The sequence below is a fragment of the Arthrobacter sp. Y3221159 genome, assembly GCF_059089885.1.
Window position 1 is genome coordinate 128,375 of the sequence record NZ_JBNHFC010000010.1, and the last position, 18,169, is coordinate 146,543.

At 65.1% G+C, this 18,169-nt stretch carries 14 protein-coding genes and 2 pseudogenes; 5 read left to right on the forward strand and 11 right to left on the reverse strand.

The window, feature by feature from the left end:
• Positions 1–150: 150 nt before the first annotated feature.
• From AC5RT3_RS12215 to AC5RT3_RS12225, 3 genes and pseudogenes are all read right to left on the reverse strand, one after another.
• Positions 151–642 (reverse strand): hypothetical protein, encoded by a 492-nt coding sequence (locus AC5RT3_RS12215; RefSeq protein ID WP_494124302.1) that lies wholly within the window; start codon positions 640–642, stop codon positions 151–153.
• 86 nt (positions 643–728) lie between these two features.
• Positions 729–1,019 (reverse strand): annotated as a pseudogene (locus AC5RT3_RS12220) (FAD-binding protein); the annotation flags it as partial.
• A 39-nt stretch (positions 1,020–1,058) separates the two neighbouring features.
• The gene (locus AC5RT3_RS12225; RefSeq protein ID WP_494011864.1) at positions 1,059–1,568 is read right to left on the reverse strand and encodes an amino-acid N-acetyltransferase; all 510 of its coding nucleotides are present in this window, start codon (positions 1,566–1,568) and stop codon (positions 1,059–1,061) included.
• 269 nt (positions 1,569–1,837) lie between these two features.
• Here AC5RT3_RS12225 and AC5RT3_RS12230 point away from each other — a divergent pair, with 269 nt between their 5' ends.
• The gene (locus tag AC5RT3_RS12230; protein WP_494124303.1) at positions 1,838–3,262 is read left to right on the forward strand and encodes an amino acid permease; all 1,425 of its coding nucleotides are present in this window, start codon (positions 1,838–1,840) and stop codon (positions 3,260–3,262) included.
• Between the two features lie 168 nt (positions 3,263–3,430).
• Here AC5RT3_RS12230 and AC5RT3_RS12235 read toward each other — a convergent pair whose 3' ends face one another.
• The 5 genes from AC5RT3_RS12235 to lysS all read right to left on the reverse strand — a co-directional run bounded on the left by AC5RT3_RS12235 (position 3,431) and on the right by lysS (position 10,744).
• Positions 3,431–5,551: a S9 family peptidase gene (locus tag AC5RT3_RS12235; protein WP_494124304.1), complete on the reverse strand. Its 2,121-nt coding sequence runs from the start codon at positions 5,549–5,551 to the stop codon at positions 3,431–3,433.
• A 127-nt stretch (positions 5,552–5,678) separates the two neighbouring features.
• Positions 5,679–8,171 carry an ATP-dependent Clp protease ATP-binding subunit gene (locus tag AC5RT3_RS12240; RefSeq protein WP_494011867.1) on the reverse strand — a complete coding sequence of 831 codons (2,493 nt, stop codon included), beginning with the start codon at positions 8,169–8,171 and terminating at the stop codon, positions 5,679–5,681.
• Positions 8,172–8,526: 355 nt separating this feature from the next.
• Complete coding sequence (locus AC5RT3_RS12245; protein WP_494011868.1) at positions 8,527–8,862, reverse strand: histone-like nucleoid-structuring protein Lsr2; 336 nt, start codon at positions 8,860–8,862, stop codon at positions 8,527–8,529.
• Positions 8,863–8,996: 134 nt separating this feature from the next.
• Entirely contained in the window at positions 8,997–9,203 is a 207-nt protein-coding gene (locus tag AC5RT3_RS12250; RefSeq protein ID WP_494011869.1) for a hypothetical protein, read from the reverse strand.
• Between the two features lie 2 nt (positions 9,204–9,205).
• On the reverse strand, positions 9,206–10,744 hold the full coding sequence (lysS, locus tag AC5RT3_RS12255) for a lysine--tRNA ligase (protein WP_494124305.1): 1,539 nt from the start codon (positions 10,742–10,744) through the stop codon (positions 9,206–9,208).
• Positions 10,745–10,792: 48 nt separating this feature from the next.
• Between lysS and AC5RT3_RS12260 the strand changes: the two genes are divergently transcribed.
• Positions 10,793–11,647: an alpha/beta fold hydrolase gene (locus AC5RT3_RS12260; RefSeq protein WP_494124306.1), complete on the forward strand. Its 855-nt coding sequence runs from the start codon at positions 10,793–10,795 to the stop codon at positions 11,645–11,647.
• Between the two features lie 154 nt (positions 11,648–11,801).
• Positions 11,802–12,638 (forward strand): alpha/beta fold hydrolase, encoded by an 837-nt coding sequence (locus tag AC5RT3_RS12265; protein ID WP_494011872.1) that lies wholly within the window; start codon positions 11,802–11,804, stop codon positions 12,636–12,638.
• A 60-nt stretch (positions 12,639–12,698) separates the two neighbouring features.
• On the opposite strand, the gene AC5RT3_RS12270 is transcribed toward AC5RT3_RS12265, so the two are convergent.
• Positions 12,699–14,177 carry a DHA2 family efflux MFS transporter permease subunit gene (locus AC5RT3_RS12270; RefSeq protein WP_494011873.1) on the reverse strand — a complete coding sequence of 493 codons (1,479 nt, stop codon included), beginning with the start codon at positions 14,175–14,177 and terminating at the stop codon, positions 12,699–12,701.
• 127 nt (positions 14,178–14,304) lie between these two features.
• Positions 14,305–14,871: a type 1 glutamine amidotransferase domain-containing protein gene (locus tag AC5RT3_RS12275; protein ID WP_494011874.1), complete on the reverse strand. Its 567-nt coding sequence runs from the start codon at positions 14,869–14,871 to the stop codon at positions 14,305–14,307.
• Positions 14,872–15,102: 231 nt separating this feature from the next.
• On the opposite strand from AC5RT3_RS12275, the pseudogene AC5RT3_RS12280 reads away from it, so the two are divergent.
• A pseudogene (locus AC5RT3_RS12280) lies at positions 15,103–16,992 on the forward strand (HNH endonuclease signature motif containing protein); the annotation flags it as partial.
• A gap of 137 nt (positions 16,993–17,129) precedes the next feature.
• On the opposite strand, the gene AC5RT3_RS12285 reads toward AC5RT3_RS12280, so the two are convergent.
• Positions 17,130–17,756: a TetR/AcrR family transcriptional regulator gene (locus tag AC5RT3_RS12285; RefSeq protein ID WP_494124307.1), complete on the reverse strand. Its 627-nt coding sequence runs from the start codon at positions 17,754–17,756 to the stop codon at positions 17,130–17,132.
• Between the two features lie 130 nt (positions 17,757–17,886).
• Here AC5RT3_RS12285 and AC5RT3_RS12290 point away from each other — a divergent pair, with 130 nt between their 5' ends.
• Positions 17,887–18,153, forward strand: a complete 267-nt coding sequence (locus AC5RT3_RS12290; RefSeq protein WP_494011877.1) for a hypothetical protein — start codon at positions 17,887–17,889, stop codon at positions 18,151–18,153.
• Positions 18,154–18,169 lie beyond the last annotated feature (16 nt).

Genomic DNA, 18,169 nt, shown 5'->3' on the forward strand with positions numbered 1-18,169 from the left:
CTGTGCTGCTGAAGGGTGTCTTTTCGACCCTACTACCGGGGCACGCCGGAACGGTAGGTTTCCGCTGGTGGGAGGCGAATGCGGCAAAGGGACAGCCCCCAATGACTGTCCCTTTGCCGGGCGCCCATCCCGGCCCGCTCAGTTTATCCATCAAATCGAGTAAAACCAAGGCCGGGGGCGGCAGTACATCGAGCGGCGGTCATTGGCAAGGACGGCCGCTCCCTCTTCCTCTTCCCCCTGCCACGCGAACCGCAGGTGCATGACGAACTGTCCGCGCAGGAAGCCCGGCACTTCTTCCAGCTCGGGCAACCGCAGGAATGCCAGCGAGGCGGACGCCTCCGGAGGCAGGCCCTGCGTCCTGCCGCGGAAACCGGCCAGGACTTCCCTGGCGTGGGCGCCAGCGTAGAAAATGCCGCCCGCATAAAGTTCTCCGGCCGGGAATAGGGTGAACTCCATGGCGGTCACTATGCCGAAGTTGCCCTTGCCGCCCCGGAGAAGCGAGAACAGCCGCGGCTCGCTGCGGGCATCAACGCGCCGCAGCCTGCCGTCAGGGGTGACCAGGTCGAAGGCGATGGCATGGTCGGACGCAAAGCCGTACTTTCGGCCCAGAAGCGGCAGTCCGCCGCCGAGGGTGTAGCCCACCACCCCGACGTCGGTGGTGGAGCCGTGCAGGCCCGTAGGCCGAACGGGGCGGCAGCACGGAGGACATCGCGCCAGCGCACGCCTGCACCGACTCGGGCCGTGTGCTCATCGGGGTCGATGGACAACTCAAGCATGTGGCGGATGCTGATCAGGAGCCCTCCGGTGATGGCAGTGGCGGCGCCATGTCCGGTGGACTGCACGGAAAGGGACATGTCACGGGCGGAAGCCCACTTGACCGCAGCCGCGACGTCGTCGGCGTCGACTGCGGCCAGGACCAGGTCCGGCGTATGCCGGGTGGCCAGATTGAAGGCGGCGGTTTCCGATTCAAAGGAAGCGTCGCCGGGGGCATAAACCAGCCCGCGGACAAGGAGCTGCAGTTCGGTTTTGGCCGTATGGAAACGGCCGGGACATGCCTCCTAAAGGAAGCGGATCATGCGGGTGTTACCGAGGGTGTTGGGCTTGACCCGCGCCAGGTCCAGGAACTCGGCGACGCCCTCGTCGTGGGATCGCAGGAGCTCCGAGTAGACCTCGGGATCCACGGCGGACTGGTCCGCCATGACTTCGAAACCGTGCCGCTTGAAGAAGTCCACCTCAAAGGTGAGGCAGAAGACCCGGGCCACGCCCAGGGCGCGGGCTTCGTCGAGCAGGCTCTCCACGAGCACGTGACCCACTCCCCTGCCGCGCCAGTCCTCGGAGGCGGCCAGCGTGCGCACTTCAGCCAGGTCCTCCCACATGACATGCAACGCCCCGCAGCCGATGACCTCGCCTTCGCTGGACTCCGCGATCCTGAACTCCTGGAGGCTTTCGTAGTAGGCCACCGTTTCCTTTGCCATCAGGATCCGCTGGTCTGCCAGCGGCGCCACCAGCTTCTTGATGGCGGACACATCACTCGTACGGGCAGGGCGGATATGGAAGGAGTCGGTCACAGGCCAATCCTAGTTCGCCCGCGCTCAAGGGCGGCGCTAAGTCAGTCCCGCAGCCTGGAACCTGCCCTCACGCCAGAGCCACAGATCAGGAGCTTCATAATCAGGGGTAGTAACAGCAATGCTTATGCTCGGACGCGCAAAACCGGGGCGACTCCGCAGACTTCCAAGATGCGGGCCGGCTGCGTTTGCGCAGGTGAAGCGCCACCCAGCAGTGTTTCGACTGTTACCCCCGTCACCCTATGGGCAACGTCGCCCGTCCCGGAGGAAAAATGGCTTTAGGCTCCCCAACCCTGTCAGACAGCATTACCGAGGAAGAAGGACAGCGGGGACTTCGGCGCTCCATGGAGGCCCGGCACCTCGTGATGATTGCGATGGGAGGTGTCATCGGCTCCGGGCTTTTCCTCAGCTCCGGCTACACCATCGCCCAGGCCGGCCCGCTCGGCGCGATTATCGCTTATCTCATCGGGGCCGCCGTCGTTTACATGGTGATGGCGTGCCTGGGTGAACTGGCCGTGGCCTACCCGGTGTCCGGCGCCTTCCATATCTACGCCGCCAGGGCCATCGGCCCGGCCACCGGGTTTGCTACGGCGTGGCTTTACTGGTTGTGCTGGGCGGTAGCGCTTGGCTCGGAGTTCACCGCCGCCGGGTTGTTGATGCAGCGCTGGTTTCCGCAGGTTGATGTGTGGGTCTGGTGCCTGGTTTTCGCCGCCGTCCTGTTCACGTTGAACGCCGTTTCCTCCCGCGTCTTTGGCGAATCTGAGTTCTGGTTTGCCCTGATCAAGGTCGCCGCAGTAATCGGACTGATCGTCCTGGGCGGCGCGGCTCTGCTCGGCTTCCATCCGCTGGCCGAGGACGGCTACCCGTTGCTGGGCGAGAACCTCAACACACCCCAGGGCCTGTTCCCCAACGGAATTACCGGCGTATTGATAACCACGCTTGCGGTCTTCTACGCTTTTTCCGGGTCGGAGCTTATTGGCGTGGCCGCCGGAGAAACAGCCAATCCCGCCGTCAACATCCCAAAGGCGATGCGGACCACCGTGATCCGGCTCCTGATCTTCTTCGTTGGCGCGATCACCGTGATCGCCTGCACCGTCCCGTACGAGGAGACGTCGCTCGAGGTCAGCCCCTTCGTCGTCGTCTTCTCGCAGCTGGGCATCCCCTACGCCGCCGACATCATGAACTTCGTCATCATCACGGCGCTTCTGTCGGCGGGCAACTGCGGCCTGTTCTCCTGCGCCCGCATGCTCTTCTCACTCGCTGACGAGGGACATGCACCGAAAGCGCTGGGCAGGCTGACCAAGAGGGGCATCCCGATGCTCGCCCTGTGCGTCAGCATGCTGGGCGGCCTTGCCTCGCTGGTCAGCAGCGTGATGGCACCCACCACGGTGTACCTGGTCCTGGTGTCCATTGCCGGTTTCGCGACAGTGGGCGTGTGGATGTCCATCACGGCGTCACACTTTTTCCACCGCCGGGCATTCCTGCGCGCAGGAGGCCGGCACGCTGACCTCGGGTACAGGGCGCCGCTGTTCCCGCTGCTGCCCATCACCGCGTTCCTGCTGTGTGTGATCTCGCTGATCGGCATCGGCTTCGACCCCACCCAAGCCACGGCCCTCTACTTCGGAGTCCCATTCGTAGCGGCCTGCTACGCCTACTTCCACGTCAAATACGGCCGAAAGCGTCCCGTCGGTAAATAGATGCTCACGACGACCTAGGTGTCCCGGGGCGTTGCCAACGGGACATGAAGTACAAGCGCGCGCCGGGGCCATTTGTGTAGCTTGCGTCAAAGCGACGAAGGAGCAGCAAGCGGCAAATGACGCCGGCGGCCGCGCGCCCTGGCCAGAGGAACGCGCGGCACACTGTGGCTAAAGTCCCAGCTCCGGCGGGAGCGCAACCTCCTTGCCCAGGACGTTTTTGGCCAGGAACGATTCCACAACCTGGTACCAGACTTTGGCGTGCTGCGGCTGGAGGACCCAGTGGTTCTCATCAGGGAAATACAGGAACCGGTGGGCGGTCTGGCCGTCGGCGTCGGCGGCCAGCTGGGATTTGGAGAGCAGCTCGTACCAAAGCCTCAGGCCTTCCCCGATGGGCACCCGGTAGTCCTTGTCCCCGTGGATGACCAGCATGGGCGTGCTGATTTTCTCTACATGGAGGTGCGGAGAGTTCTCCAATGCCATCTCTTCCGTCATTTCCTTCAGCCAGTACTGGGAGGCGTCCGTGGTGGGGCCGAACTGGTCCAGGGCCCACAGGCTGGCATGGGTGACGATGGCGTCGAACCTGTCCGTTTGGCCGGCCACCCAGTTGGCCATGTAGCCGCCGAAGGAGCCGCCCATGGCAGCCGTCCGTGAGGCGTCAATGTCCGGCCGCTCGACGGCGGCGTCCGTCACGACCATGAGATCAGTAAAGGGTGCTTTCCCCCAGGCGCCCCATCCCCGCTGGATGTAGGCCTGGCCGTAGCCGGTGGACAGGGCGGGGTCCGGCAGCAGCACCGCATAGCCGCGGGCGGTTAGGAGCCACGGGTTCCAGCGCCACGTCCACGCGTTCCACGATGCCAGCGGCCCGCCGTGGATCCAGAGGAGCAGCGGGGCCGGGCTGCCGGCCGAGGCTTCCTCCGGCAGGGCAAGGTAGGCGGGGACCCGCGACCCGTCCCGGGCCGTGGCCGCGATGCGCTGCAGGCTTCCCGGACACGCGGGCCTTTCCGCGGGTGCCGGCAGCCGCGTGGTTTCCCCTGTTGCCAGCTCGATGCGTACCGCTTCGGGAGGAAAGGCATAGGAGCTGCGCAACGCGTAGGCAGCGCGCCCGTCCGGTGAAACCACGACGTCGGTATAGGCCGCCGCGTCCTGCGTCACCCGGGAGACGCTCACTTCAGCGGCAGACGCCGGAAGGCTGATCCGGAAAAGGGGCGACGCGCCGTCGTCGTCTGCCGTGGCCAGGATGGCTGAACCGTCCGGCAGCCAGGCAGCCGGCTTGGCCCAGCGGTCCCAGTCGTGGGCCAAGGGCCGCAGGTCCGCGGCCCCATCGGCGGGGTTCGAGACGTCCAGCAGGTGAAGCTTGACCTCCGGCGCCCGGCGCGGCGTGGAGTCGCTCTCGCTGACCACCACCAGCGTCCTGCCGTCGGGGCTGACGGGGCCGGGAAAGTAGCTCATGCCTTCATGATCCAGAACCACAGTCATGCCGCCGGACGCCACGTCCACGGCCACCAGGACGGACCGGCTGTCCGCGCGGGCGAGTGGCTTGGTCATGCTCGTGTAGATTGTCCTGCCGTCCGGGCTGGCAACCGTCTCCGCCTCCCGCAGCCGGTTCCCGGCGCCGGGTGTCAGGTTCCGCAGGGCCAGCGGTGCGGACGCATCCACCGTAGTCGGCTTGCCCGGCCCGCTGTCCTCTCCCGGTTCGACGGCGAAGATCCGCGGCTGCCCGGGCCCAAGGTCGGCATCCCAGAACCTCACGGGATATTCACTGTGCAGGATGGCCGAGACCTTGTTGTCCTTGCGGGCTTTGCGGCGCCGGGCGTCGTCTTCCTCGTCGGCGGAGCCGGCCAGGACCTCGGCGGTCACGAAGGCGGCGTCCGCGTCCCTGGCCGTCAACACCCCGGCGACGCCGCCGGGCCGGTTGAGGACCACCCGCGCTTCACCGCCGTCGGCAGGAAGCAGCCAGAGGGCATTGACAGGATCCTCATCCGGGCTGTCCGGGTCGGGCCGCGCGGAGGTGAAGTAGACGTCGCCGTTCGCGGCGAAGGCGGCGCCGGCCTCGCCCTTGGCGCTGCGGGTGATGCGCCGCGCGTGCCGGTGACCGGCCGGATCCAGCTCCCACAGCGCAGTGGCGAACTCGGTGCCTTTGCCGTTCAGGGTGCTGACGGTTGTGACAAGGCGGGATCCGTCGGGGCTCAGGGTAAGCCCGCTGACCCGGGGGATGGACAGGTAGTGGTCGAGGTCGTGGAAAGGGGTCTGTGGTTGATCGCCCGGGATCGCCGGGTTCAAAATAGCCATGCCTCAGATTCAACACGTTTTGTGCCCCGCATCACAGTACCGGGGGCCGTTTCGCCATGCCGTGCGGGAGGGATGCAAAAGCCCCGCCGGCTCCTTTCGGAGCGGCGGGGCTTTTGTGGAGATGGAGTTAGACGCTCGGAGCGATCTCCGGGATGCGCGGCTTGGCGTTGCCGGCGAACGTGAACTTGGCGTCGTCGCCTTCGCCTTCCACGTCCACCACCACGATGTCGCCGGCGTGGATGTCGCCGAAGAGGATCTTCTCGGAGAGCTGGTCCTCGATCTCGCGCTGGATGGTGCGGCGCAGCGGCCGGGCACCCATTGCGGGGTCGTAGCCACGGGTTGCCAGGAGCACCTTGGCGGCCTTGGTGAGCTCGATGCCCATGTCCTTGTCCTTGAGGCGCTTCTCCAGGCGGGTGACGAACATGTCCACGATCTCGATGATCTCGTCCTGGGTGAGCTGCGGGAACACCACTACGTCATCCACGCGGTTCAGGAACTCGGGGCGGAAGTGCTGCTTGAGTTCCTCGGTCACGCGGGCACGCATCCGGTTGTAGCCGGTCTGCGTGTCGGTGCCGGACTGGAAGCCGGTGGCAACGCTCTTGGAGATGTCCCGGGTACCCAGGTTGGTGGTCATGATGATCACGGTGTTCTTGAAGTCCACCACCCGGCCCTGGGAGTCGGTCAGGCGGCCGTCTTCCAGGATCTGCAGGAGCGAGTTGAAGAGGTCAGCGTGGGCCTTCTCAACTTCGTCGAACAGCACCACGGAGAACGGACGGCGGCGGACCTTCTCGGTCAGCTGCCCGCCCTCTTCGTAGCCGACGTAGCCCGGAGGGGCACCGAACAGCCGCGAGACGGTGTGCTTCTCCGAGTACTCGGACATATCCAGCGTGATGAGGGCGTCCTCTTCACCGAACAGGAACTCCGCGAGTGCCTTGGCCAGCTCGGTCTTGCCGACGCCGGTGGGGCCGGCGAAGATGAACGAGCCACCGGGGCGCTTGGGGTCCTTGAGCCCTGCACGGGTGCGGCGGATGGCCTGGGACAGTGCCTTGATGGCCTCGTCCTGGCCGACGACGCGCTTGTGCAGTTCCTCTTCCATCTTCAGCAGGCGCGAGGACTCTTCCTCGGTCAGCTTGAAGACGGGGATGCCCGTGGAGTTGGCCAGCACCTCTGCGATGAGGTCCTCGTCCACCTCGGAGATGTCATCCATGCCGCCGGACTTCCAGTGGCGTTCCTTCTCGGAACGCTCGGCGATCATCTTTTGCTCCTTGTCGCGGAGCGAAGCTGCGCCTTCGAAGTCCTGCGCGTCGATGGCGGATTCCTTCTCCATCTTCAGCTTGGCGATGCGCTCGTCCATGGCCTTAAGCTCCGGCGGAGCGGTCATGCGGCGGATGCGCAGCCGTGCGCCTGCCTCGTCGATCAGGTCGATCGCCTTGTCCGGGAGGAAGCGGTCCGAGATGTAGCGTTCGGCGAGGCTGGCGGCAGAGGCCAGGGCGCCGTCGGTGATGGTGACGCGGTGGTGTGCCTCGTAGCGGTCACGCAGGCCCTTGAGGATCTCGATGGCGTGCGCCACGGAGGGTTCCTTGACCTGGATCGGCTGGAAGCGGCGCTCCAGCGCGGCGTCCTTCTCGATGTGCTTGCGGTACTCGTCCAGCGTGGTGGCACCGATGGTCTGCAGCTCACCGCGGGCCAGCATGGGCTTCAGGATGGACGCAGCATCGATGGCGCCTTCGGCGGCACCGGCACCAACCAGGGTGTGGATTTCGTCGATGAACAGGATGATGTCGCCGCGGGTGCGGATCTCCTTGAGGACCTTCTTCAGGCGCTCTTCGAAGTCACCACGGTAACGGGAGCCTGCCACCAGGGAACCGAGGTCCAGGGTGTACAGCTGCTTGTCCTTGATGGTCTCCGGGACGTCGCCGCGGACAATCGCCTGGGCAAGGCCTTCGACGACGGCGGTCTTGCCGACCCCGGGTTCGCCGATGAGCACGGGGTTGTTCTTGGTGCGGCGGGAGAGGACCTGCATGACGCGTTCCATCTCCTGCTCGCGACCGATTACCGGGTCCAGCTTGTTCTCGCGGGCAGCCTGGGTCAGGTTGCGGCCGAACTGGTCCAGGACAACGGAACCGGCGGGAGCACCTTCGGGCTGGCCCGACCCGACGCCGGCGCCGGTGCTTTCCTTGCCCTGGTAGCCGGAGAGGAGCTGGATGACCTGCTGGCGCACGCGGTTGAGGTCGGCACCCAGCTTCACCAGCACCTGGGCGGCAACGCCCTCACCCTCGCGGATGAGGCCGAGCAGGATGTGCTCGGTGCCGATGTAGTTATGGCCCAGCTGGAGTGCCTCGCGCAGCGAGAGCTCCAGTACCTTCTTGGCACGGGGAGTGAAGGGGATGTGCCCGGACGGCGCCTGCTGGCCCTGCCCGATGATCTCCTGCACCTGCTCGCGGACGCCGTCGAGCGAAATGCTCAAGGACTCAAGAGCTTTGGCGGCAACGCCCTCACCCTCATGGATCAGACCCAAGAGGATGTGTTCGGTACCGATGTAATTGTGGTTCAGCATGCGTGCCTCTTCTTGGGCAAGCACAACTACGCGACGGGCACGGTCCGTAAATCGCTCAAACATTTCGCCACACTCCTAGCTACGACGTACTTTGATGCTACGTGGCGGGCCCGGACTTGTGGAGCGTGTTCGCCACAGGGGAAACCCGCACAGTTCGGGAATATCCCGCAGGCGTTCCCTCCCGGCCCATCCCGGCCACCGGGGACAGGCCGGAAAACGGGCCTCCGCCTCCTGTTAAAGAGCCCGTTGGCGAAGGTGGCGCCGAACTTTTAAAAGTACTGCAGCATCCCTATGCAGGCTGCACCGGTAAATTGCACCGAGGGCGCCACCGGACCCCTCCTCTTTTTTGTGCGCGGAAACAGAAAAAACCCTGCTTCCCGGTGAGGGGAAGCAGGGTTTAACCAGATCCTGGCTGCTGCTAGGAATTTGCCTTTTGGTAGGCTTCCTGGATTTCCGCCTGAATTCGGCCCCGGCTGTTTACGGTGTACCCGTTATCCCGGGCCCACTGCCTAATCTGGGCTGAATCATTGCTGCGGCCGCCGGCCGGAGCCTTGGGCGTGCGGGCGGCGGTGCGGCCTCCCGATGCCTTCCGTGCAGCAGCTATAAAGCGCTCCAGCGAAGACCGGAGTTCAGCGGCATTGGCCGCCGAAAGGTCAATCTCGTAGTTCGTCCCGTCAAGGCCGAACTTCACATTCTCGTCTGCGGATCCCCCATCCAGATCATCAACGAGGATGATGTTTACTTTCTGTGCCATTTAACGTCTTCCTCTTGGAAAGGGTGGTTTTTCAGAAAAGCAGGATGTTTCCCTAAAAAGTATGACTCTCTTTATGGCAACGCGTCAAAGCGCCTAATGGTTCCATGGGGATAACCGCAGAAGATTAGGGGTTTTTATTTGGCTTCGGGGTTCGGCTGGCCGGACGGCGGCTCGTCGGTCTGCCGGCGTTCGGCGGACTCTGCCGCCCGCGCGTCGGCCTCGGCCTGGGCACGGGCTTCCGCCTGCCGCTCTGATTTGTCGGCATTGAAAATCGCCTTCATGGCAAACCAGAAAAGGAGGCCCACCACTACGGAGGGCAAGAGGACGGCTACATATTCCATTCCTACTGGCCTTCGGGCTTTAGCAGGGGGAAGAGGATGGTCTCCCGGATGCCTGCGCCGGTGAACAGCATCACCAGGCGGTCAATGCCCAGCCCGATGCCGCCCATGGGCGGTGCGCCGTACTCCAGCGCCCGCAGGAAGTCCTCGTCCAGCTGCATGGCCTCGTCATCGCCGGCGGCGGCGTGGCGGGACTGCTCCGTGAGCCGCTCGCGCTGGATGACGGGGTCGATCAGTTCGGAGAAGGCCGTGCCGCGTTCCATGCCGCCGATGATCAGGTCCCAGGCTTCGATGAGCCGGCCGTCCTTGCGGTGCGGGCGTGCCAGCGGCTGGGCGGAGGGCGGGTAGTCGTAGACAAACGTGGGGTTCAGCAGGGTGGGTTCCACGATTTCGCCGAAGAGCTCCACGGCCAGCTTTTCGGCGTCCCACTTGGGGTCCACCTTGACCTCGTGCTTTTCCGCCACTTCGCGAAGCACCTCAAGCGGGGTGTCCGGAGTGACTTCCTGCCCGACGGCGTCGGACAGCCCCGGGTAAACGGCAAGCCAGGCCCACTCGCCGTCGAGGTTGATCTCGCCGGCCTCGGTCTGGATGGTGCGGCCGGCGCCCACGGCGTCAGCGGCGTCCAGGATGATCTCCTTGATGCGCTCCGCCATGACGAACTGGTCAGCCCACGCCTCATAGCACTCAAGGGTGGTGAATTCGGGGCTGTGGGTGGAGTCCACGCCCTCGTTCCGGAACACGCGGCCCATGTCGTAGACGCGGTCGATGCCGCCCACCACGGCCCGCTTCAGGTACAGTTCGGTGGCGATTCGCAGGGTCATCTTCTGGTCGAACGCGTTCATGTGCGTCTCGAACGGACGGGCCAGTGCGCCGCCGTGGACCAGGTTAAGGATGGGGGTTTCGACTTCCACGTAGTTGTGGCGGAACAGCGTTTCGCGGATGGAGCGGGTGATGGCAGCGCGGGTGTACACCATCTCGCGCGCTTCGTCGCGGACCATCAGGTCCACGTAGCGCTGCCGGACACGGGTTTCCTCATTCAGTTCGGCGTGCAGCACCGGCAGCGGGCGCAGCGCCTTGGAGGCCATGGCCCAGGAGTCGGCCATGATGGAGAGCTCGCCGCGGCGGGAGGAGATGACCTCGCCCTTGATGAACACGTGGTCACCAAGGTCCACCAGGGCCTTCCAGTCGGCGAGCGCTTCCTCCCCGATGCTGGCCAGGCTGAGCATGGCCTGGAGGCGGGTTCCCTTGCCGTCGGTGCCACCCTCCTGGAGGGTTGCGAAGCAAAGCTTGCCGGTGTTGCGGATGAACACCACGCGGCCGGTGACGCCAACGATGTCTCCGGTGGTGTCGTCCGCCTCGAGGTGGGCGTACTTTTCCCGGATCTCGGCGAGCGAATGCGTCCGCTCCACTCCCACCGGATAGGCCTCCGTGCCGCGCTCGATCAGTTTGGCGCGCTTCTCCATGCGGATCCGCATCTGCTCGCTGGCGTCGAGGGGCTCGGGGGCGTTCTTGGGGGCGGGGGTGTTTTGGGAAGTCACAGTCATCAAGTTTACCGGGACTTCGCGCGCCCGCTCCCGCCTAGGATGGGGCGGGTGAAAGAACGGTTCCTTCCAACACACGACGGCGGCCGCCTGGCCTTGTACAGCTACGGCACGGTGGGTGCCCCGGGGGAACGCCGGGTGGTGCTGATCGGTGGAGCGTTCCTGACGGCCCTGATCTACCGGCCGTTCTCCATCGCCCTCGCCAAGGGCCTGGGTGAGGGCTGGGCAGTGGACGTGTACGACCGCCGGGGACGCGGCCGTTCCTCCGAACAGCCGGCCGATTACAGCATGGGCACCGAGATCGCCGACGTCCGCTCGGTCCTTGAGGCCACGGGTGCCAGGAACATCCTGGGCCACAGCCTGGGTGGCTCCGTGGCCTTGAACGCGGTCCAGGAGTTCACCGGAAGCCCGCATGTCCCGGACAAGCTCGCCGTGTACGACGCAGCCGTGAACATCGACGGCAGCATCGATACCGCCTGGCTGGACGGGTTTGAGGACGCGGTCAACAACGGCAGGGTGGGCCACGCCCTGGCGCACATGAAGAAGGCGACATCCCCGGGGTCGGCCCTGGCCCGTATCCCGGAACCCGTCCTTGCCGGGCTGATGGCGTTGCTCTCACGGACCAAGGTCAACAGGATGTTCCGTGAGGTGATGCCCAGCGGCGTGGGCGAACTGCGGGCCGCCTACAAGGAGGCCGACCATGCCAGGGACTTCAGCGTGCTGCCCGCCAATACCCATTTCATGGCGGGCGGCAAGAGCCCCAGCTACTACAAGGTCACGGCGGAGCGGCTGCACGCTGCCGTTCCGGGGAGCACCTACGAGCTCTCCCCCAAAGGTTTCCACGGCTCGATCCCGGCGGCGGTCAACGAACTGGTGGCGGACATCTCGGCGTACTTCAAAGGGTGAGCCCACCCCCGTAGTTTTTGTCCAGATATGGCGACTTCGACGGCTTGGAACTCACCGTATCTGGACAAAAACTCACAAGGCACCGCGCGTTTCTCCTGAGCAGCATCCGGGCGGCGTGATGCTGACGCCCAGCTTGCTCGGCTAGGCTCGGACCATGACGCGTGAGAACATCAGGACCCCCGACGGCGGCACTCTGGAGCTCTTCTCCACCGGCGCGGAACTTGCTTCCGCCGGTTCGGGCGTAGTAGTCATCCCGCCCTCCATGGTCACCGCGGCCGACTACACCAAGTTCGCACAGAAGCTCAGCGCAGCCCTGGGCCGCCCGGTGCACACATTCAACCGCCGCGGCCGGGGATCGTCGTCGCCCCAGCCGGAGGATTACACGCTGGATGTGGACATCCGCGACCTGGACACCGTCATGAAACACACGTCCAGCACGGATGTCTTCGGCCACAGCTTCGGCGGCGCCGTGGCCCTTCACGCGGCGCGGACCCTGCCGGTGGAGCGGCTCGCCGTGTACGACCCCGCCGTCTCCGTCAACCATTCCGTCAAGGCGGAGTGGATCGCTGAATATGAGGCCGCGGCTGCCGCCGGTGATGACGACCGCGCCCTCGCCGTGATCCAGCGCGGGCTCGAAGAAGGCGGGCCGTTCTCGTCCAGGATGCCGCTGTCCATGCTGACCTTGGCCAACAAACTGACCGCCGGCACATCCGAGGGCAAGCAGCAGCGCGAACTGATGCGCACCGGCGTCCGCGAAATCAAGGCGATCATCGCCGCGGACATGCCGGCCGAACCTTTCCTGGCGTTGCCGCTGGAAACCCTGATCGTGGTGGGCGAGAAGAGCCCGGCCTACTTCGGAGTGGCGTGCGGCCAGATCCACGACGTCCTCTCCGGTTCCAGCTACACCATCCTTCCCGGGTATGGACACGACGGCGCCATCAAGGCACCGGACGTCCTCGTCAAGGAGCTGGCGGAGTTCTACGCCGGGTAACAAAGCAAAAAAGCCCTTGCACCCCCGAGGGGTGCAAGGGCTATTTCATTTGCTTGCCAGTCAGTGCCCTGCGCCGTGTCCTGCGGTTACGCCTTCCGTCTTGCGCATCATCGCCGAAAGCACGACGGCGGCAAAGGCTATGACGGTTGCCGTCAGGAAGGCGGCGCTCATCCCGGCGACGAGGCCCGACGTCGCCGACACCACCGCGAAGATGGATACCAGCAGCGCCGTCCCGGCCGCACCGGCCACCTGCTGCGTGGTGCTCATGATCGCAGAACCGTGCGAGTACAGGTGCGGCGGGAGCGGGTTCAGGCCGGTGGTGAACGCGGGAGTGAACAGCAGTGCCAGCCCGAAACTCAGCCCCACATGCAGGGTGACAATCCACCAGACTGCCGTGCCGGCGTCGAGCATTGAAAACTGCCACAAGGTGAGAACCATCAGGATGGAACCGGTGACGGTGAGCGGCAGCGGGCCCACCTTGTCGAAGAGCCGGCCGATGACCGGGCCCAGCAGGCCCATCGCGAGGCCGCCCGGGAGCAGCGCGAGGCCCGTTTCGAGGGATCCCAGGCCGCGGATTTCCTGAAGGTAAAGCGGCAGCAGGATGACGCCGCCGAACAACGCCATCATGGCCACCACCATCAGCAGCACCGAGACGGTGAACATCCGGAAGTTGAACGCACGGAGGTCCAGCAGTGGGGCCTCGGCCTTTTGCAGTCGAACCTGCCGCAGGACGAAGACTGCCAGGCTGGCGACGCCAATCACCAGTGCCGCGATGGCACCCGCGCCCGGACCGGCCTGCCCGCCGTGGCCGCCGCCGATCTGGCTCAGGCCGTAGACCAGTCCGCCGAACGCGGGAACGGTCAGCAGGACGGAAAGGAAGTCCAGCTTGGTCCGCTCGGCTTCGCCAACGTTGGTGAGGTATTTGGCACCGATTGCCAGCGCGGCCAGGGCCACGGGCAGGACGAACACGAACATGAAGCGCCAGGTGAAGTGCTCCAGGATCAGGCCTGAAACAGTGGGCCCCATGGCCGGCGCCACCGAGATGGCGATGCTGACGTTGCCCATAACTGCGCCGCGCTTCGCCAGCGGCACCAGCGTGAGGATGGTGGTCATCAGCAGCGGCAGCATGATCGCCGTGCCGCCCGCCTGGATAATGCGGGCGAGCAGCAGGATCTCGAATCCGGGTGCCACGGCCGCGAGGGCGGTGCCGCCGGCGAAGAGCCCCATGGCAAGCATGAAAACCTTGCGGGTGGACAGGCTCTGGAGGATGAAGCCGGTGGTGGGAATGACCACTGCCATGGTCAGCATGAACCCAGTGGAGAGCCATTGGACGGTGGGGGCATCCACCTGCAGGTCGACCATGAGCCGCTGGAGGGCGACGTTCATGATGGTCTCGTTGAGGATGACCACGAACGTGGCCACCAGCAGCGTGCTGATGATGGTCACGGACTCCCGGGACATCTTCTCCGGCGCGGCGGGCTGTATTCCTTCGGATTGGACGGACTGGCCGCTGGCGTTCGGCGAGACTTCGGTAGACATGAGTGTTCCCTCAGGGAGATTAATGAGTGTGATGCGCGGACCTGGCCGCTGCAGATGCCAACACTCTACCGGCTGGAGTAATTCCTCCGCGCGGGATCTTTTTCAAACCCTGAGGGAACAGAAGGTGTCAGGCCGTCTGGCCTGCGTGCTGGCCTTCGGAGACTTCCTCCACCAGCTTGCTGTTGAATGCCGGAAGGTCGCCCGGGTTGCGGCTCGTCACCAGGCCCTGGTCAACCACCACTTCCTGGTCAGTCCAGTTGGCCCCGGCGTTCTTCAGGTCTGTTTCCAGCGTGTGGTAGGACGTGACGTTACGGCCGCGCACCACGCCGGCGTCGATGAGCATCCATGGCCCGTGGCAGATGGAGGCAACGGGCTTGTGTTGCTCAAAGAAGCTCCGGGTAAAGCTCTGCGCATCCTTGTCCACGCGGAGGTGGTCCGCGTTGACCACGCCGCCCGGCAGGACCAGGGCGTCGAAGTCGGAGGCGTTAGCCTCGGCAACAGTGAGGTCCACGTCAAAGGTGTCGCCCTTTTCCGTGCCCTTGAAGCCCTGCAGCTTGCCGCTCTTGAGGGCCACGAGTGTGGGCTGTCCGCCGGCGTCCTTCACGGCCTGCCAGGGGCTGGTCAGTTCAACCTGCTCCACGCCGTCCGTCAACAGGAATGCAACCTTCTTGCCTGCAATGTTGTGTTCTGACATTGTTCCTCCTCATTTGAGGCGGCCCAGGCCCGCTTTTGGCGCGCCAAGTTCCGCCACGAGAGTTGTTTGCCTGACAGCTACCAGCCTAGGAAGCCCGAAAGTAATAAGCAAGCTGACTATTACGCTTCAGCTGGGGTAGCGGGAACTACGGCGGTGGGCTGGCTGGGCTTGGCCTCCCTCCTGGGGCGGGCGTGCACAGAGAATGTCGTACCCTCCCGCGATGATTCAGGTATGGGAAACGGCGCAGGCACGGCAGCGGTGATGGCGGCCATTCATGCCTCTGTCACAGCCCTCGACGCCTTGTTCCTTGAAGACGCGCAGCTGCAAAATTCCGTAGATGAAGAGACAGACGTCTTGCAGCGCGCCTATGAGCTCCGCCTGGAACGACTGGGCCTGGAATCCAAGCTCGAGGCGCAGGTTGCCGCGCTCAAGGCCCGCGACGCCGCCCAGTGCCTCGACTTGCAGCAGGCCACGACCCCACTCGACGCCTCCACCCACGACCGCACCTACACGGAAATATCGGCAGTGGAAGAAATCGCCGGGATCCTGACCATCAGCTCCGGGGCCGCCGGGGCGTTCCTCACCCAGGCCCGGCGGGTCTGCTCCCTCCCCTCGGTCTACGGCAATCTGTCTTCCGGGGCGTTGTCTTGGCAGGGCGCCAGGATCATCGCCGACGAAACCGAGAACCTGGACCACGCCAGCGCTGTGGCGTTAGCGGACCACTTCCTGGACCCTGATGCGCCGAATCCTGCCCGGGGCTGTCCGGCTGGGCAGCTGGTTCCTTCACGGTTGAGGTCGAAGGTGCGGGCCTGGCGCGAACGCCACCACCCCAACTCCATCGAAAAACGCCACGCCAAATCCGCGGTTGACCGGCGGGTCGAATTCACCCCTGACCGGGACGGCATGGCCTGGATCTCCGCCTACCTCCCCGCCGACACCGCGTTGGCGGCCTGGAACAAAACCACGGCCATCGCCCGCGGCCTGCAAGGCCCCAACGAAACCCGGACCCTCACCCAGATCAGAGCTGACGAGTTCACTCGCCACCTCCTCACCCCCGCCCAAGCCATAACTACCACCACAGACGCCGTAGCCGGCAGCACGCCCATCGGCAGCACCCTCGCGCGCAGCGGGGACACGGAGGGCGCCGGTGGACAACGCAGCAGCCAACCCGGCAGCAGCACCACTGCAACCGGCGACGGCAGCGGCCACCCCGACACCGGCGATGAGGTTCAACGCGTTGCGGGGGAACAGTTCCCTGATGAATTTCTCGGGCTCGCCACCCTCGTCGGGTCCGACGAACCCACTGCGGACCTCGGCATCCCCGACGACACTCGCTTCGGAACCAACGATCACATCGACGCAACCAATAACCCCGGCGACCAGGACAACAGCACCGACCAAGCGGGAACCAGCACCAACACCGCGGTCCCTGGCGCAACCAGCCCCGAAGCCGGGAAAGTCCCCACACCCCGCGCCGACGTCCTGGTCACCGTCCCCGTGTTCGCCCTGTTCGGCCAAACGGACGAACCGGCCATCCTCGACGGCTACGGCCCCATACCCGCGTCCATAGCCCGCAAACTCCTCACCGACGGCGCTGACTCCTTCACCCGCGTCCTCATCGACCCGCGCGACGGAGCCCCGCTGGAAATAGGCCGCACCAGCTACCGCATCACCAAAGCAATGAGACACGCCCTCCGGCTCCGGGACGGCAAATGCACCTTCCCCGGCTGCAACAACAACGCCCTGGACAACGAAGCCGACCACCTCACCGCCTGGCAACACGGCGGCAAAACCGGCATCAGCAACCTGGCACAACTCTGCCCAAAACACCACCGCCTCAAACACAACACCGGATGGACACCCACCCAAGCAACGGAAGCCGAACCACCCGGCTGGAAATCACCCACCGGCCGCCACTACGCCGCCGAACAACCCGACCGGGAACCAACCATCTGGCCAGACAACGTCCTGGTTCAGGAACTGAACACCGCGCCGCACCAGCTGGATCCCCCATGTGAAGAGCCAGATGACGACAACCTCATCGATGCCGACGACATCGCACCCTACGACCCCGTGTGGGACGACTTCTACGCCATGCCCGTCGTCCTCCCACCGGACCCAGAAAAGGACCTAACCCTCAGCGGCTGGACCCTAACCGTCGGGCTTCGGGCGTCCCAACCTTGCTTCACACCTGACCGCGCCCGAAGAACCCAGCTACGGCTGAAGCCACGCAAACCTGCGGAACGACGGACAGCGAATCAGGAACCGGGCCGGTGGTGCTCAATCAGCCAGCCCGCCATCTGCTGCGCGCGCTTGTTGGCTTTCATGTCACCCTCGGTGGCGGAAATGATGGAGCCCTTCATGAGGATGTGCCAGGACCGGGCGAATTCCTCCGGACGGACCAGCCCGCCCTCCTCCGCGAGCACCTGCACATGGCCCCGGATCTTGGCCAGGTAGTCGATACTGGCCTGGCCCAGCGGATGGGCGGGACCCATCTCCAGCAGGACGTTGATGAAGGAGCAGGCCTCAAAATCTTCCCGGAGGAACCAGTCCCCAAACACGTCGAAGATGGCCAGCAACTGCTCTTCGGGAGTGCTGCCGCGGCGGCGGGCCTCCGAAACGATGGCGTTGACGGTCCACTGTTTGTCACGCTGCTCAAGGAAGGCCAGGACCAGGGAATCCTTTGACGGGAAGTGCCGGTAAAACGTCGCCTTGGCCACGCCGGACTTGTCGATCAGCTCGTTGACCCCCACATCCCGGACACCCCGCCTGGAGAAGAGCTCATACGCGACGGCCAGGATCCTCTCCACAGAACCGGCAGGAGTGATGGCCGCATCTGCCGCCAAAGGAGCGGCAGGCGGTGTGAACTCTGCTTCGGGATTCATCGCAATTCCAGTCTATCGCGGGGAAGACAGACCGGTCTTTCCCGCTGTAGTGTTTTTCCTACACGCAGTGCTAAGGACACCGTGGAGGCCAGCCACACCGGCCACTTCGGATTGGTGCAAGGAGGCCCCGATGTCAGCAGAGCGGTTGTTCCAGAGCGTGCCTTCGGACCCCGACCCCTGGATGGCCAGTGATACCCCTGCCGAGGTCAGGCAGTTCGCCATCGAATCCCTCCGGTGGCAGGCACAGGAAATCATTGATGAACTGCTCTGCAGCAAGGACCCCGGCGAAGAGCTCTCCCGCGCGAGGCTCCGACGGTGCGTGGCCCGGAACCCTGGCCGCCCTGAGCGTGCACTCCTCGAACAGCTCATGACCAACCGCGAGCACCCGGGACTGTAGCCGGCGGAATGGCCCC

Bases quoted from the DNA above. Each gene is read 5' to 3' on its own strand.
- AC5RT3_RS12230 (WP_494124303.1), top strand. From the start codon at position 1,838: ATGGCTTTAGGCTCCCCAACCCTGTCAGACAGCATTACCGAGGAAGAA.
- AC5RT3_RS12235 (WP_494124304.1), bottom strand. From the start codon at position 5,551: ATGGCTATTTTGAACCCGGCGATCCCGGGCGATCAACCACAGACCCCT.
- AC5RT3_RS12240 (WP_494011867.1), bottom strand. From the start codon at position 8,171: ATGTTTGAGCGATTTACGGACCGTGCCCGTCGCGTAGTTGTGCTTGCC.
- AC5RT3_RS12245 (WP_494011868.1), bottom strand. From the start codon at position 8,862: ATGGCACAGAAAGTAAACATCATCCTCGTTGATGATCTGGATGGGGGA.
- AC5RT3_RS12250 (WP_494011869.1), bottom strand. From the start codon at position 9,203: ATGGAATATGTAGCCGTCCTCTTGCCCTCCGTAGTGGTGGGCCTCCTT.
- lysS (WP_494124305.1), bottom strand. From the start codon at position 10,744: ATGACTGTGACTTCCCAAAACACCCCCGCCCCCAAGAACGCCCCCGAG.
- AC5RT3_RS12265 (WP_494011872.1), top strand. From the start codon at position 11,802: ATGACGCGTGAGAACATCAGGACCCCCGACGGCGGCACTCTGGAGCTC.
- AC5RT3_RS12270 (WP_494011873.1), bottom strand. From the start codon at position 14,177: ATGTCTACCGAAGTCTCGCCGAACGCCAGCGGCCAGTCCGTCCAATCC.
- AC5RT3_RS12275 (WP_494011874.1), bottom strand. From the start codon at position 14,871: ATGTCAGAACACAACATTGCAGGCAAGAAGGTTGCATTCCTGTTGACG.
- AC5RT3_RS12285 (WP_494124307.1), bottom strand. From the start codon at position 17,756: ATGAATCCCGAAGCAGAGTTCACACCGCCTGCCGCTCCTTTGGCGGCA.
- AC5RT3_RS12290 (WP_494011877.1), top strand. From the start codon at position 17,887: ATGTCAGCAGAGCGGTTGTTCCAGAGCGTGCCTTCGGACCCCGACCCC.